Origin of the sequence: Sodalis sp. RH20, from assembly GCF_047324205.1 — a bacterium.
In the GTDB taxonomy this organism is placed as follows: domain Bacteria; phylum Pseudomonadota; class Gammaproteobacteria; order Enterobacterales; family Enterobacteriaceae; genus Acerihabitans.
In genome coordinates this window covers 4,732,894-4,748,477 of record NZ_CP178733.1, presented here as the reverse complement: position 1 = coordinate 4,748,477, position 15,584 = coordinate 4,732,894, and the positions used below count along the sequence as shown (strand labels likewise).

Genomic DNA, 15,584 nt, shown 5'->3' with positions numbered 1-15,584 from the left:
TCCTTAAAAATAAGCGGGGTGGCGGACATGTCATCTCAGGCGCTGCGGCGCAGCATGCCCTGCTTTTTCAGCCATACCAGCAAAATGGAAATCGCCGCCGGGGTGATGCCGGAAATGCGTGAGGCCTGCCCAATGGAATTGGGTTTGTGATCGTTAAGCTTGGCGATCGCTTCATTGGACAAGCCTGATACCTGCCGGTAATCCAGCTCCGCCGGCAGCAGGGTATTTTCATTACGCAGCTGGCGGTCGATCTCTTCCTGCTGACGGGTGATGTAACCCGCATATTTAATCTGGATTTCCACCTGCTCCGCCGCCTGCGGATCGGTAAGCGCGGGCGAAAACATCGGTAGCCCGGTCAGGACGCCGTAAGTCATCTCCGGACGCCTGAGTAGTTCTTCGCCGCTGGCTTCGCGTGACAAAGGCGCCTTAAGCAGCAGGTTGATCTGTTCAACCTCGGCGGTGCGGGGATTAACCCAGACGTCGCGCAGGCGCTGGCGCTCCCGCTCGATATTGTCCAGTTTCTCGCTAAAGCGCGCCCAACGCTCATCGTCCACCAGCCCCAGCTGCCGGCCGGTTTCGGTCAGGCGTAAATCCGCGTTATCCTCGCGCAGCAGCAGCCGGTATTCAGCGCGCGAGGTAAACATACGATAGGGTTCCTTGGTGCCCAGGGTGCAAAGATCATCCACCAGCACGCCCAGATAGGCCTGATCGCGGCGTGGGAACCACCCTTCCTGGTCATTGGCCAGGCGGCCGGCGTTGATGCCCGCCAGCATGCCCTGGGCGGCGGCTTCTTCGTAGCCGGTGGTGCCGTTGATCTGCCCGGCGAAGAATAATCCGGCAATGTATTTGCTCTCAAGCGTCTGCTTCAAATCGCGCGGATCAAAAAAATCATACTCGATGGCATAGCCGGGCCGAACGATGGCGGCGTTTTCCAGTCCTTTCATCGAATGCACGATTTTCATCTGCACATCAAACGGCAGGCTGGTGGAAATACCGTTGGGATAAACTTCATTGCTGGTCAGCCCTTCAGGTTCAAGGAAAATCTGATGGGAGTCGCGATCGGCAAAACGCATGACCTTGTCTTCGATGGAAGGACAATAGCGCGGTCCCACGCCTTCGATGACGCCGGCGTACATCGGGCTGCGATCCAGGTTCTGCCGGATCACCTCATGGGTGTTCTCATTGGTGTAGGTAATATAACAAGGCACCTGGCGCGGATGCTGTTCAACCGAGCCCATAAACGAGAATACCGGTAACGGCACATCGCCCTGCTGGGTCGCCAGCTGGCTGAAGTCGATGGTTCTGGCGTCCAGGCGCGGCGGGGTGCCGGTTTTCAGGCGTTTTACCCGGAACGGCAGCTCACGCAGACGTTTGGACAATGAGATCGACGGCGGATCGCCCGCCCGGCCACCGCTGTAATGATCCATGCCGATGTGGATCTTGCCGTCCAGGAAAGTCCCGACGGTCAGTACCACCGCCCTGGCCCTGAATTTCAGGCCCATCTGGGTCACCGCCCCGACCACGCGATCGTTTTCGACGATAAGATCTTCCACCGCCTGCTGGAAGATCATCAGGTTGGGCTGGTTCTCCAATGCGGTTCGGATCGCCAGGCGATACAGCAGCCGATCCGCCTGGGCACGGGTGGCGCGCACCGCCGGCCCTTTGCTGGCGTTTAGTATCCTAAACTGTATCCCCGCCAGGTCGATCGCCTTGGCCATCAGGCCGCCCATGGCGTCGATTTCCTTGACCAAATGGCCTTTGCCTATCCCGCCGATTGCCGGATTACAGGACATTTGTCCAAGCGTATCAATATTATGCGTCAACAGCAGGGTCTTGCGGCCCATCCTGGCCGCCGCCATGGCAGCTTCGGTGCCGGCATGGCCGCCACCGATGATGATGACGTCAAATTGATCGGGATAAAACATGATAACTCTTCCTCGCATGGGGCCATCGCCTGGGGCGAACGATCGTCAAGGGCGGTTGGGAAAGTGGATTCTACTCAACTTTGCGGGTGATACAAGCCCTGGGGATCCGCAGGTAATTAAAGAAAGATCTTTTTATTTAAAGATCTCTTTATTATGTCTACTACTATGATCGCGATCCTCTGTGGATAAGCCTTTAAACAGCCGCAATATCAGATCGTTGTCGACGATCGTTTGCTGTGAATGATCGGTGATCCCAAACGGTATAAGCTGGGATCAAGATCGGTACTTATCCACTGATTGAAAAACGCACAAGGGTTATACAGTGGATAAATACCGGTTATAGGCGGGTTTTAAGCATACTTATACACAAAAAATCAGCGATCTTTTTTAGTTTTTATTAAGTCGATCCAGCTTTCCGCCCATTCTTCCGCCGGATCCTCGGGAATTTCATGTTGCGTGATATCGATCTTTAATATTTCGCCGATGCGCACCGCGCCGCGCGCGATCATGTGACGATCGATAGCATCGATCGCCCCGCAAAAGGTATCGTATTCACTGCTGCCGATGCCGACCGCGCCATATCTAACATTGGCCAGCGACGGCTGCTCGGTTTCCAGTTGTTCAAACAGCGGCTGCAAATTATCCGGCAGATCCCCGGCGCCGTGGGTCGAGGATACGATCAGCCACAGGCCTTCCAGAGCCATCTCTTCCAATTCGGGACCGTGCAGCACAGTGGCGGTAAATCCCTGATTTTCAAGAATACCGGCAAGGTGTTCCGCCACGTATTCGGCGCTGCCCAGGGTGCTGCCACTGACGATCGTTATATCGGCCATATTCTTTCCGTCTGATCAAAGAGCCGATATTGTACGCTGTGTATCGCCTGGGATCTACCTGTGGACAATAGGGGTATAACAATTTGCCGTCAGGGGACGATCGTACGGCTGATGGGGTTTTGCAGCGAGATCAGCGTTTCCGTGGATTGGATTTCATCAATGGTCTGGATCTTGTTGATAAGTACTTCCTGCAAGGCATCGATGGAGCGGCACATGACTTTGATAAAAATGCTGTAATGCCCCGTGGTGTAATAGGCTTCCACCACTTCCTCCAGCGCATCGAGTTTTTTCAGCGCCGACGGGTAGTCCTTGGCGCTCTTGAGAATGATGCCGATAAAGCAGCAGACGTCATAACCCAGGTGCTTGGCGCTGACGTCTACCCGGGCGCCGGTAATAATACCCGCCTGCTTCATTTTCTCCACCCGCACATGAATGGTGCCGGCGCTGACCGCTAATTGCTTGGCAAGCTCGGCATAGGCGGTACGGGCATTGGCCATCAGCGCCTGCAAAATGGCGCGATCGAGCGCATCTATCTGATAATTTTCCGGCATTATTTCCTCTTTGGTGACAACAGGCGACCCCTGCTGCCGGCGGTCAGTCCTGACGGCGCCAGCGTCGTAGCAAACGGTTTTTCAGGCCGGTATCGAAGCGCCAGATATGATCGAATATCTTCAGGATACCCGGTTTTCCCAGGGACGACAGCGCAACGGCATGAAACCGCTGAAGCTGCCGCTGCCGCTGCTGTTTTATCCTGGCGGCCAGGTTGTCCGGCAAACGCTGGGCGATAAAATCGGAGATCACTACCGCGTCCGCGTCCCGCCACTCGGGCGTATCCAGCCGATCGGCCAGGGCGGCGATGCAGGCGGTCAAGTCGGTGCCGCCGCTAAAGCGCTGGCCGAGAAAACGGATCGCCTGTTCCAGCCCGGATAGGGCGCTAAGCTCATAGCTGACCATGCCGGTGGAGAACAGCGTAATATAGCAGCGCCGGTTATCCGCCAGCGCAATACGCATCAGCGCCAGGCAGAACGCCTTTGCGCATTGCTCGTTAAATCCGCCCATCGAACCGGACGTATCGACGCAGACGATAAACGGCCCCCGCGGCTGCGGTTGCCGCTGCTCGCCCTGCGCCGACTGTTTTACCACCCGCTCCCGCCAGCCCTCGCCCTGCAGGCGATAGGTCAGCAAGCGTTTCTCCAGCAACCGCCGGTAGAATTCATACTCCAATTCATCAATACCCAGTGTTGCCAGCTCGGTGGGCAGCAACCGCAACAGATCGTCGCTTTGGTGAATACCGCCGACTTCCTCGGGTTGTACCATGGGTTCGCGCACCCGCAGCCGCATCCATTGCTGCGGCGCCTCGGGAGCGGCGGCGGCGTGGGCTTCCCGGCTGCGTCCCAAGCTTTCGGCCAGCCGGCGTAATTCCGGTTGCCGACGTAAAAACTCGCCGTAATGGACCAACTGGCGGTAATCCTGCTGCTGCCTTTGCGCGGCGGCCATGTCCCACAAACGTCCGGCCGCGGCTTCGTTTTCCGCCATCAGGGGCGCCAGCTGCTGCGCGAGCTCGTCAAGCAGCAGCTCGCGTTCCGTATCCAGCAACTGATGGTGCAGGGTGACCGCCCTCAGCGTCAGGTCGATGCGCCAGCGCTGTAAAAACAGGGGATGAAAGCTTTCCTGCGGGCGCGCCCGGGCAAAGGTCGCCGCCGCGGCCAGGCTTGCGGCCTCCGGATAAAAAGGCGAGGAAAGCCGCTGCAGCAGTTCCAGGGTGGGGGTAAGCGCGTCCCTGAACTCGCCTGGCGATAGCAGTTGGCAGTGTTGGAAGTGGTAAAACTCCGTGGCCAGTTCGGATGAAACCCGGGTTTCCATCAATACCCGTGCCAAACGTTGCCGGATAACCGGCATGCGCTTGAGCAAAACGGTTTTGAACAGCGGGTATTTTTCCATGAACACGGCTAACTGCGGGCTGGCAAGCAGCGTCAGGATAAAATCGTCCAGCAGCTCGCCTTCGTTGATGGATAAAAATAAATCCAGAGTGCTCAAGGCCAGCATGATGGGTTAACCTTGTCCGGCTTGCGCGAGCTGGCGGGACACTTCCAGCAGGCTATCTTCTATTTTAGCCACCCAATCGCGCGGGATGAACAGACAGGCTTGCTGTTCGCTGAACCGGGCGCGCTGCTGGCGATACTGCCTCTCCACCAAGGCCAACGCCTCTTGCAGCGCTTGCGGCGGTGCCGCCGGCGGGAGTTGCTCCTCCAGCGCCAATAGCGAGGCTTGCCGGCTGATATCCAATATTTCCAGCTGTCGCTCGGCGTTGATGCGTACCTCCAGGGGCTGGGCAAAGCCGATATTATTGAGCCGCCCTTTTAAAACCGTATCTTTAAGCAGCCACTGTCGCAGCGCCTCACGCTCGACGGCGATATGGGTCACGTTGACGTCATGCAATACCAGCGGTGTTTGCAATACCAGCCGCAGGGTGCCGTCGGTTATCGCTGCGGGCAGGGAATAGACCGGTTTACGATTTATCAATCCTTTGCGCGACTCGAACGCCAGGGCCTGCCGTTGGTTTTGCCGGCGACGGTGCGCCAGGCTTTCCCGCTGTATATCCTGGATTTTCAACAGCATGGTTTGCTGTTGATAGCCTTGCTCGATAAGCAACAATTCAACCTGGCGTTCCACCAGTTGCAGACTGTCCGGATCGTGCCACAGGCAATCCTTTAACAAGATGATGTCTATCGGGGCGATGGCCTGCCGGTCGCTGAAAAACGCGCTTGCCCGCAGCAGGCGCAACGCTTTTTTCCACCGCCGGTCGGAGACATAAGGCGCCTGAGTCACGGCATCCAGGCGCTGGCGCAGCAGGTAAATCAATTCAAAACATTCCGCCGGCAGGCTGATGAGATCTATTTTCGGCTGCCATGCCAGATATTCTTCGTCGGTAACGCCCAGGCCGTCGGGTAAAGCCTGCTCCCCGCTATCAGCCGTGTGAATCAGCAACGCGTGGAAATTGGCTTTCTCTTTGACCTTATGCAGCCACAAACGGATCAGCATACGGTCATACAGGGCTTCCAGGCCGCTGTCATTATCCGGGAGTTCATTGGACGCGGTTATCAGCAGCCGCATCGGCAATACCTGCTCGGTATCGCCGTTGCGAAAACGCCGCTCGTTAATGGCCGTCAGCAGGGTATTCAAAATGGCCGGTCCGGCTTTCCATATTTCATCAAGAAAGACAATTTCCGCCTCCGGCAGGTAGCCTTTGGTCAGGCGATGGTAACGCCCGTCTTCTTTCAGGGCCTGGATGGACAGGGGGCCGAACACTTCTTCCGGTGTGGAAAAGCGCGTCATCAGATAATCAAAGGCCCGCGCATGGCTGAACGCCAGTTTAAGACGGCGCGCGATAAGACTTTTGGCGATGCCGGGCGGACCCAATAAAAACACGCTTTCGCCGCATAACGCCGCCAGCAGGCACAGGCGCACGGTATGCTGCCGTTCGTACAGCCCGCTTTCCAGCGCGCTGCTCAGGCGATAAATTCTCTCAACCAGCGGGGATGAATGAGCCATAATAAATGTCTGATCCCGAGTAATTATGATGACGCAACAATAAACTACCGCTTTTTATAATGATAGGACTGAAAACAGGCGGGAGGCAGGGTCATTTCTTCCCGACGGGCTGATATCGATGCGAAGAAAGATGATATTAGATTAGGTATTCTGCTAGTTTCATGCATACTGTGCGCTTTTTGATGAGCTATGGATTAAGCCCACCAAACGCTACGGATACATTACAGCGCGAAAGAGGTTATGAGTAGAGAGAATAAGCAATCCCTATCGGCGGTAACATTGGCCGCTATCGGCGTGGTTTATGGAGATATCGGCACAAGTCCTCTATATACCCTCAGAGAATGCCTGGCAGGGCACTATGGTTTCGGCGTTGAACGGGGCGCGGTGCTTGGTTTCCTGTCGCTCATCTTCTGGCTGCTGATCCTTATTGTTTCCTTCAAATACCTGTCTTTCGTCATGCGGGCGGATAACGCCGGGGAAGGCGGTATTTTAACCCTGATGTCGCTGGCCGGCAGGAATACGTCGGCGCGCATGACCTCGGTGCTGGTTATCATGGGGCTTATCGGCGGCAGTTTCTTTTACGGCGAGGTTGTGATTACGCCGGCCATCTCGGTGTTGTCGGCCATTGAAGGGCTGCAAATCGCCGCGCCGTCGCTTGATGCCTATATCGTCCCCTTATCCGTAGCTGTCCTGACGCTGCTGTTCCTTATCCAGAAAAAAGGCACCGGCGGCATAGGCAAATTGTTCGCGCCGGTCATGGTGGTGTGGTTTCTGGCCCTGGCGGTGTTGGGCGCGCGCGGCATCATGGACAATCCCGAAGTGCTGTACGCCCTCAATCCCAAATGGGCGGTAAGCTTTTTTATTCAATATAAAACCATTTCGTTTTTTGCCCTTGGCGCGGTGGTGTTGTCGATTACCGGCGTGGAAGCGCTGTATGCCGATATGGGCCATTTCGGCAAGCTGCCGATCCGTATCGCCTGGTTCAGCGCGGTTCTGCCCTCGCTGGTATTAAACTATTTCGGCCAGGGCGCGTTATTGCTGAAATACCCCGCCGCCATCAAGAACCCTTTCTTTTTGCTGGCGCCGGACTGGGCGCTGATTCCCTTATTGATATTGGCCACCCTCGCCACGGTGATTGCCTCCCAGGCGGTGATATCCGGCGTCTTTTCCCTCACCCGACAGGCGGTGCGCCTGGGTTACCTGCCGCCGATGCGCATCGTCCATACTTCCGAGATGGAATCCGGCCAGATCTATATCCCCTTTATTAACTGGCTGCTGTATGTTGCCGTGGTGCTGGTGATCATGAGCTTCGAGCATTCCAGCAATCTGGCGGCGGCGTACGGTATCGCGGTTACCGGCACCATGGTGCTGACCAGCATCCTGTCCTGCACCGTCGCCATAAAAAACTGGCATTGGAACCGTTTGCTGGTGTTGGTATTGCTGATATTGCTGCTGGGCATGGATATTCCCATGTTCGCCGCCAACGCCCTGAAGATTTTCTCCGGCGGCTGGCTGCCGCTGCTGCTGGGTTTCCTGATGTTTATCGTCATGACCACCTGGAAGAGCGAACGCTTCCGGCTGTTGCGCAGGATGCATGAGCACGGCAATTCCCTGGAGGCGCTGATCGCCTCGCTGGAAAAATCGCCGCCGGTCAGGGTAGCGGGCACGGCGGTATTTATGTCGCGGGCGATGAACGTCATTCCTTTTGCGCTACTGCACAATCTCAAGCACAACAAGGTGCTGCACGAACGCGTGGTGCTGTTGACGCTGCGCACCGAAGACGCGCCATTTGTACACAATGTGCGGCGCGTCACCATCGAGCAGCTTTCGCCGACCTTCTGGCGGGTGGTTGCGAGCTACGGCTTTAAAGAAACGCCGGATATGGAGGAAATTTTCCATCGCTGCGGCCTGGAAGGGCTGTCGTGCCGGATGATGGAGACCTCTTTCTTTATGTCCCACGAATCGCTGATCCTGGGTAAACGCCCCTGGTATCTGCTGGTGAGGGGCAAGCTGTTCATCGCCTTAAGCCGCAACGCCCTGCGTGCGCCCGATCAATACCTGATTCCACCTAACCGGGTTATCGAGCTGGGCACCCAGGTGGAAATCTAAGTCGCCGGCTGATCTGTACTCCAGGCGAGCCAGCCCGGCAGGCCGTTTGTTAACGGCGGCGCGGGGGCCGCTTGCCGTCTTGCGCCGCTGACTAATCGTTTCCTGCCAGCAGCCGCTGGCAGGCCGCCATCGCCTCCCGCGAATCGCCGGCCAGAATGGCATCCACGATAGCCTGGTGCGGGTCGGCCTTCACGTTTTCATCGCTGACGATGGCGCGAAAATAGTTCTGATAGATGGAACTGAACAGATTGGCAAAAGATGAAAGGAATGGATTGCCGCTGATTTCATAGATATGCCGGTGGAACTGGGCATCGACGTGTATCCAGCGTTCACGGTCAAAATGCGCATGCAGCAACTGCATCTCCTCCATCAGCATCACCAGCCTGTTTTTTTCCTCATCGGTGGCATTCACCGCCGCCAGCGCGCAGGCCTGCGGCTCAAGGCTGGTGCGCATGACCAGGAAGTGATCCATCACGCCGTCAAAATTCTCGCGGGTGACCCACCACCCTAGTAATTCCTGATCCAGAAAATTCCACTGGTGGCGCGGTAAGACGCGCGTGCCGATACGCGGCCGGGGCAAGAGCATGCCTTTTGCCGCCAATATTTTCACCGCCTCCCTGACCGCGGTACGGCTGACGCCAAACAGATCGCCCAGCTCAATTTCACCCGGCAAAATGTCGCCGGCGGCATATTCTCCCGCCAGGATGCGTTGTCCCAGCTTCTCGGCCAGAATATAGGAAAGGTTTCGTTGTGCGGCTTGTTGTTGCGGTGTCAAATGCATCGCGTCCCGTCCCATGTGTTTTAATTGACTCTATATTATGCCTGCGCACGGGCATATGGCGGGGTAAATGTCGTAAATGCAGTCCCGATCCCTGAATTTATCCAAGATTTGCTGAAAAATAAACCGATTGGCTTATTTTTACCAATTAACCCTTGTCAGGCTGGGGAAAGTCCCTATAATGCGCCTCCACTGACCGGGAACAAACGCTAACGCGATGCCGGGTCGGGAAGGGAAAAGCGCCCGGTACGGGCAAATAAAAGCTTGACTCTTCAGCGGGAAAACGTAATATACGCAACCCGCGCCAGGTGAGATTAATGCACGCTGGCCATGCTCTTTAACAATTTATCAGACAATCTGTGTGGGCACTCACAAGACCGTATCGAAACACAAAATACCAAGTCTTGAAGAGTGAACAAACAGTTAATTCATAAGATTAACAGTATGACAATCTTTGAGCATCAAGCTTTTAATTGAAGAGTTTGATCATGGCTCAGATTGAACGCTGGCGGCAGGCCTAACACATGCAAGTCGAGCGGCAGCGGGAAGTAGCTTGCTACTTTGCCGGCGAGCGGCGGACGGGTGAGTAATGTCTGGGGATCTGCCTGATGGTGGGGGATAACTACTGGAAACGGTAGCTAATACCGCATAACGTCGCAAGACCAAAGTGGGGGACCTTCGGGCCTCACGCCATCGGATGAACCCAGATGGGATTAGCTAGTAGGTGAGGTAATGGCTCACCTAGGCGACGATCCCTAGCTGGTCTGAGAGGATGACCAGCCACACTGGAACTGAGACACGGTCCAGACTCCTACGGGAGGCAGCAGTGGGGAATATTGCACAATGGGCGCAAGCCTGATGCAGCCATGCCGCGTGTGTGAAGAAGGCCTTCGGGTTGTAAAGCACTTTCAGCGGGGAGGAAGGCGACAAGGTTAATAACCTTGTCGATTGACGTTACCCGCAGAAGAAGCACCGGCTAACTCCGTGCCAGCAGCCGCGGTAATACGGAGGGTGCGAGCGTTAATCGGAATTACTGGGCGTAAAGCGTACGCAGGCGGTCTGTTAAGTCAGATGTGAAATCCCCGGGCTTAACCCGGGAACTGCATTTGAAACTGGCAGGCTAGAGTCTCGTAGAGGGGGGTAGAATTCCAGGTGTAGCGGTGAAATGCGTAGAGATCTGGAGGAATACCGGTGGCGAAGGCGGCCCCCTGGACGAAGACTGACGCTCAGGTACGAAAGCGTGGGGAGCAAACAGGATTAGATACCCTGGTAGTCCACGCTGTAAACGATGTCGATTTGAAGGTTGTGGCCTTGAGCCGTGGCTTTCGGAGCTAACGCGTTAAATCGACCGCCTGGGGAGTACGGCCGCAAGGTTAAAACTCAAATGAATTGACGGGGGCCCGCACAAGCGGTGGAGCATGTGGTTTAATTCGATGCAACGCGAAGAACCTTACCTACTCTTGACATCCAGAGAAGTTTGCAGAGATGCGAATGTGCCTTCGGGAACTCTGAGACAGGTGCTGCATGGCTGTCGTCAGCTCGTGTTGTGAAATGTTGGGTTAAGTCCCGCAACGAGCGCAACCCTTATCCTTTGTTGCCAGCGAGTAATGTCGGGAACTCAAAGGAGACTGCCGGTGACAAACCGGAGGAAGGTGGGGATGACGTCAAGTCATCATGGCCCTTACGAGTAGGGCTACACACGTGCTACAATGGCGCATACAAAGAGAAGCGAACTCGCGAGAGTAAGCGGACCTCACAAAGTGCGTCGTAGTCCGGATTGGAGTCTGCAACTCGACTCCATGAAGTCGGAATCGCTAGTAATCGTGGATCAGAATGCCACGGTGAATACGTTCCCGGGCCTTGTACACACCGCCCGTCACACCATGGGAGTGGGTTGCAAAAGAAGTAGGTAGCTTAACCTTCGGGAGGGCGCTTACCACTTTGTGATTCATGACTGGGGTGAAGTCGTAACAAGGTAACCGTAGGGGAACCTGCGGTTGGATCACCTCCTTACCGAAATAGATACTAATTGTGTAGTGTCCACACAGATTGTCTGATAACTGTAACGAGCAAGAAAAACCTTCTATAGGCTTGTAGCTCAGGTGGTTAGAGCGCACCCCTGATAAGGGTGAGGTCGGTGGTTCGAGTCCACTCAGGCCTACCATTCCTTCCCATGCTGCGTTGCGGCGCCACTCGTTTATTTCAATAAACTTCGTGACCCCACGCCTTGCCTGGAAACGAATGGGCTATCAAGTTGTTCTCCTTTCTAAATGCCATTGCTTTGTAGCTTAATTGATGCACAGCAATTTCAGTGCGGGAAAGAGTCTGGTTGATGTTAAAAGGTTAAACGACTTGGGGCTATAGCTCAGCTGGGAGAGCACCTGCTTTGCACGCAGGGGGTCAGCGGTTCGATCCCGCTTAGCTCCACCATTTCCTGATGGGATGGGTGGTAAGATTGTCTGGTTTTTCTTATTTATTTCAGAGCACACTCTTATGAGTATGCTGCGAAATACATGCTCTTTAACAATCCGGAACAAGCTGAAAATTTGAAAAAAACATGCTGAGCAAAATCAGTATGCGATTCTCTCAAAGCAAGCAAACCTAATAAGGTCGCCGTGTCGATGGCGCCCTTGTTGAGGAATGAGCGAGAAAGTCCCGGCCAAGGCGCACGGCGCGCAGCCAGCGGAGTGGACTGTATGTCCATGAGCATGGCGAGCACCGCGCAACACCGGCAGGGACCTTTCGCAGCCATTCCGAAGACACTTTAGGGTTGTGAGGTTAAGTGAATAAGCGTACACGGTGGATGCCTAGGCAGTCAGAGGCGATGAAGGACGTGCTAATCCGCGAAATGCGCCGGTGAGCTGATATGAAGCGCTATCAGCCGGCGATGTCCGAATGGGGAAACCCAGTGCAATTCGTTGCACTATCATTACGTGAATCCATAGCGTATTGAGGCGAACCGGGGGAACTGAAACATCTCAGTACCCCGAGGAAAAGAAATCAACCGAGATTCCCCTAGTAGCGGCGAGCGAACGGGGAACAGCCCAGAGTCACCATCAGCGCCTGCATCAGGAGAACGGTCTGGAAAGTCCGGCAACACAGGGTGATAGCCCCGTATCCGAAGGTGCAAGTGCTGTGAGCTCGATGAGTAGGGCGGGACACGTGATATCCTGTCTGAAGATGGGGGGACCATCCTCCAAGGCTAAATACTCCTGACTGACCGATAGTGAACCAGTACCGTGAGGGAAAGGCGAAAAGAACCCCGGCGAGGGGAGTGAAATAGAACCTGAAACCGTGTACGTACAAGCAGTGGGAGCCTTGATTTATCAGGGTGACTGCGTACCTTTTGTATAATGGGTCAGCGACTTATATTCTGTAGCAAGGTTAACCGAATAGGGGAGCCGTAGGGAAACCGAGTCTTAACTGGGCGTTAAGTTGCAGGGTATAGACCCGAAACCCGGTGATCTAGCCATGGGCAGGTTGAAGGTTGGGTAACACTAACTGGAGGACCGAACCGACTAATGTTGAAAAATTAGCGGATGACTTGTGGCTGGGGGTGAAAGGCCAATCAAACCGGGAGATAGCTGGTTCTCCCCGAAAGCTATTTAGGTAGCGCCTCGTGAATTCATCTTCGGGGGTAGAGCACTGTTTCGGCTAGGGGTCCACCCCGGATTACCAACCCGATGCAAACTGCGAATACCGAAGAATGTTACCACGGGAGACACACGGCGGGTGCTAACGTCCGTCGTGAAGAGGGAAACAACCCAGACCGCCAGCTAAGGTCCCAAAGTCATGGTTAAGTGGGAAACGATGTGGGAAGGCACAGACAGCCAGGATGTTGGCTTAGAAGCAGCCATCATTTAAAGAAAGCGTAATAGCTCACTGGTCGAGTCGGCCTGCGCGGAAGATGTAACGGGGCTAAACCATGCACCGAAGCTGCGGCAGCGGACATATCACTTAAGACAATTGTACGGAAAACGATTGACGGAGCGCAGCGACGTCAATGCGTTCATCACGTCGAGTTGGCTTAAGGATATGTCCGTTGGGTAGGGGAGCGTTCTGTAAGCCTGCGAAGGTGGCCTGTGAGGGTTGCTGGAGGTATCAGAAGTGCGAATGCTGACATAAGTAACGATAAAGCGGGTGAAAAGCCCGCTCGCCGGAAGACCAAGGGTTCCTGTCCAACGTTAATCGGGGCAGGGTGAGTCGACCCCTAAGGCGAGGCCGAAAGGCGTAGTCGATGGGAAACAGGTTAATATTCCTGTACTGGGTGTGACTGCGAAGGGGGGACGGAGAAAGCTAGGTTCGCCGGGCGACGGTTGTCCCGGTTTAAGCGTGAAGGTGGAAAGAGCAGGTAAATCCGCTCTTTCATTCAACACTGAGGCGTGATAACGAGCCACTACGGTGGTGAAGGAATTGATGCTACGCTTCCAGGAAAAGCCTCTAAGCTCCAGGTCACATCGAATCGTACCCCAAACCGACACAGGTGGTCAGGTAGAGAATACCAAGGCGCTTGAGAGAACTCGGGTGAAGGAACTAGGCAAAATGGTGCCGTAACTTCGGGAGAAGGCACGCTGGCATTAGGTGGAGGGACTTGCTCCCCGAGCTGAAGCCAGTCGCAGATACCAGCTGGCTGCAACTGTTTATTAAAAACACAGCACTGTGCAAACACGAAAGTGGACGTATACGGTGTGACGCCTGCCCGGTGCCGGAAGGTTAATTGATGGGGTTATCCGCAAGGAGAAGCTCTTGATCGAAGCCCCGGTAAACGGCGGCCGTAACTATAACGGTCCTAAGGTAGCGAAATTCCTTGTCGGGTAAGTTCCGACCTGCACGAATGGCGTAATGATGGCCAGGCTGTCTCCACCCGAGACTCAGTGAAATTGAACTCGCTGTGAAGATGCAGTGTACCCGCGGCAAGACGGAAAGACCCCGTGAACCTTTACTATAGCTTGACACTGAACATTGAGCCTTGATGTGTAGGATAGGTGGGAGGCTTTGAAGTGTGGACGCCAGTCTGCATGGAGCCAACCTTGAAATACCACCCTTTAATGTTTGATGTTCTAACTCCGGCCCGTAATCCGGGTCGAGGACAGTGTCTGGTGGGTAGTTTGACTGGGGCGGTCTCCTCCTAAAGAGTAACGGAGGAGCACGAAGGTTAGCTAATCACGGTCGGACATCGTGAGGTTAGTGCAAAGGCATAAGCTAGCTTGACTGCGAGAGTGACGGCTCGAGCAGGTGCGAAAGCAGGTCTTAGTGATCCGGTGGTTCTGAATGGAAGGGCCATCGCTCAACGGATAAAAGGTACTCCGGGGATAACAGGCTGATACCGCCCAAGAGTTCATATCGACGGCGGTGTTTGGCACCTCGATGTCGGCTCATCACATCCTGGGGCTGAAGTAGGTCCCAAGGGTATGGCTGTTCGCCATTTAAAGTGGTACGCGAGCTGGGTTTAGAACGTCGTGAGACAGTTCGGTCCCTATCTGCCGTGGGCGTTGGAAGATTGAGAGGGGCTGCTCCTAGTACGAGAGGACCGGAGTGGACGCACCACTGGTGTTCGGGTTGTCATGCCAATGGCATTGCCCGGTAGCTACGTGCGGAAGAGATAACCGCTGAAAGCATCTAAGCGGGAAACTTGCCTCGAGATGAGTCTTCCCTGTGGCTTTAAGCCACCTGAAGGGACGTTAAAGACGATGACGTTGATAGGTCGGGTGTGTAAGCGCAGCGATGCGTTGAGCTAACCGATACTAATGACCCGTGAGGCTTAACCTTACAACACCTAAAGTGTTTGACGCGAAGAGAGCGTTGCCCCGAGGGGTGGCGAGAGAATTTTCAGCGAAGTTCCGGATAAAGGCCGATGGTCATCAGTAACAGGATGACGGTTGGTAAACGAATTTGCCTGGCGGCACTAGCGCGGTGGTCCCACCTGACCCCATGCCGAACTCAGCAGTGAAACGCCGTAGCGCCGATGGTAGTGTGGGGTCTCCCCATGCGAGAGTAGGGAACTGCCAGGCATCCAATTGACGAAGCCCTCTGTGAGAACAGAGGGCTTTTTCATGTCCGTAACCCTGGCGGTTCGCTACTCGAGTAAGAGAGTAGGACCACCGGCAACGCCGGTGGAACGGAGCCGCAGGCGACGGCCCGCAGGGTGCCTGACGCAGTCAGGCATCCACTGCCAGGCATCCCATTGACGAAGCCCTCAAAGAAAACAGAGGGCTTTTTCATGTGCGTAACCCTGGCAGTTCGCTACTCGAGTAAGAGAGTAGGACCACCGGCAACGCCGGTGGAACGGAGCCGCAGGCGACGGCCCGCAGGGTGCCTGACGCAGTCAGGCATCCACTGCCAGGCATCCCATTGACGAAGCCCTCAAAGAAAACAGAGGGCTTTTTC

8 protein-coding genes, 2 tRNA genes and 3 rRNA genes are annotated in these 15,584 nt (G+C 55.2%); 6 read left to right on the top strand and 7 right to left on the bottom strand.

Annotated features, from left to right (window positions below):
- Window positions 1-35: 35 nt before the first annotated feature.
- From mnmG to ravA, 5 genes are all read right to left on the bottom strand, one after another.
- The gene (mnmG, locus tag ACL2XM_RS21620) at window positions 36-1,925 is read right to left on the bottom strand and encodes a tRNA uridine-5-carboxymethylaminomethyl(34) synthesis enzyme MnmG (RefSeq protein ID WP_410012836.1); all 1,890 of its coding nucleotides are present in this window, start codon (window positions 1,923-1,925) and stop codon (window positions 36-38) included.
- Between the two features lie 374 nt (window positions 1,926-2,299).
- Entirely contained in the window at window positions 2,300-2,758 is a 459-nt protein-coding gene (gene mioC / locus ACL2XM_RS21615; protein ID WP_413721764.1) for an FMN-binding protein MioC, read from the bottom strand.
- A gap of 89 nt (window positions 2,759-2,847) precedes the next feature.
- Window positions 2,848-3,309: a transcriptional regulator AsnC gene (gene asnC / locus ACL2XM_RS21610; RefSeq protein WP_410012834.1), complete on the bottom strand. Its 462-nt coding sequence runs from the start codon at window positions 3,307-3,309 to the stop codon at window positions 2,848-2,850.
- A gap of 43 nt (window positions 3,310-3,352) precedes the next feature.
- Window positions 3,353-4,804, bottom strand: coding sequence for an ATPase RavA stimulator ViaA (gene viaA, locus ACL2XM_RS21605; protein WP_413731574.1), 1,452 nt, complete (start codon window positions 4,802-4,804; stop codon window positions 3,353-3,355).
- A 6-nt stretch (window positions 4,805-4,810) separates the two neighbouring features.
- The gene (gene ravA / locus ACL2XM_RS21600) at window positions 4,811-6,310 is read right to left on the bottom strand and encodes an ATPase RavA (RefSeq protein WP_413721766.1); all 1,500 of its coding nucleotides are present in this window, start codon (window positions 6,308-6,310) and stop codon (window positions 4,811-4,813) included.
- Window positions 6,311-6,550: 240 nt separating this feature from the next.
- Here ravA and kup point away from each other — a divergent pair, with 240 nt between their 5' ends.
- Window positions 6,551-8,419, top strand: a complete 1,869-nt coding sequence (gene kup, locus ACL2XM_RS21595; RefSeq protein WP_410012831.1) for a low affinity potassium transporter Kup — start codon at window positions 6,551-6,553, stop codon at window positions 8,417-8,419.
- Window positions 8,420-8,510: 91 nt separating this feature from the next.
- On the opposite strand, the gene ACL2XM_RS21590 is transcribed toward kup, so the two are convergent.
- A complete protein-coding gene (locus tag ACL2XM_RS21590; RefSeq protein WP_410012830.1) occupies window positions 8,511-9,200 on the bottom strand; it encodes a FadR/GntR family transcriptional regulator in 690 nt (229 codons plus the stop codon).
- Window positions 9,201-9,667: 467 nt separating this feature from the next.
- Between ACL2XM_RS21590 and ACL2XM_RS21585 the strand changes: the two genes are divergently transcribed.
- The 3 genes from ACL2XM_RS21585 (at window position 9,668) to ACL2XM_RS21575 (ending at window position 11,627) form a co-directional block, all read left to right on the top strand.
- Window positions 9,668-11,210 (top strand): 16S ribosomal RNA (locus tag ACL2XM_RS21585).
- 74 nt (window positions 11,211-11,284) lie between these two features.
- Window positions 11,285-11,361 (top strand) — tRNA-Ile (locus tag ACL2XM_RS21580).
- Between the two features lie 190 nt (window positions 11,362-11,551).
- Window positions 11,552-11,627, top strand: a tRNA-Ala gene (locus tag ACL2XM_RS21575).
- Between the two features lie 61 nt (window positions 11,628-11,688).
- Here ACL2XM_RS21575 and ACL2XM_RS21570 read toward each other — a convergent pair.
- Complete coding sequence (locus tag ACL2XM_RS21570) at window positions 11,689-11,907, bottom strand: hypothetical protein (protein ID WP_413731572.1); 219 nt, start codon at window positions 11,905-11,907, stop codon at window positions 11,689-11,691.
- Between the two features lie 66 nt (window positions 11,908-11,973).
- Here ACL2XM_RS21570 and ACL2XM_RS21565 point away from each other — a divergent pair.
- A 23S ribosomal RNA gene (locus ACL2XM_RS21565) occupies window positions 11,974-14,966 on the top strand.
- A gap of 126 nt (window positions 14,967-15,092) precedes the next feature.
- Window positions 15,093-15,208: ribosomal RNA gene (rrf, locus tag ACL2XM_RS21560) — 5S ribosomal RNA — on the top strand.
- The 16S, 23S and 5S rRNA genes sit together here with 2 tRNA genes alongside, the layout of an rRNA operon.
- The last annotated feature ends 376 nt before the right edge of the window (window positions 15,209-15,584 follow it).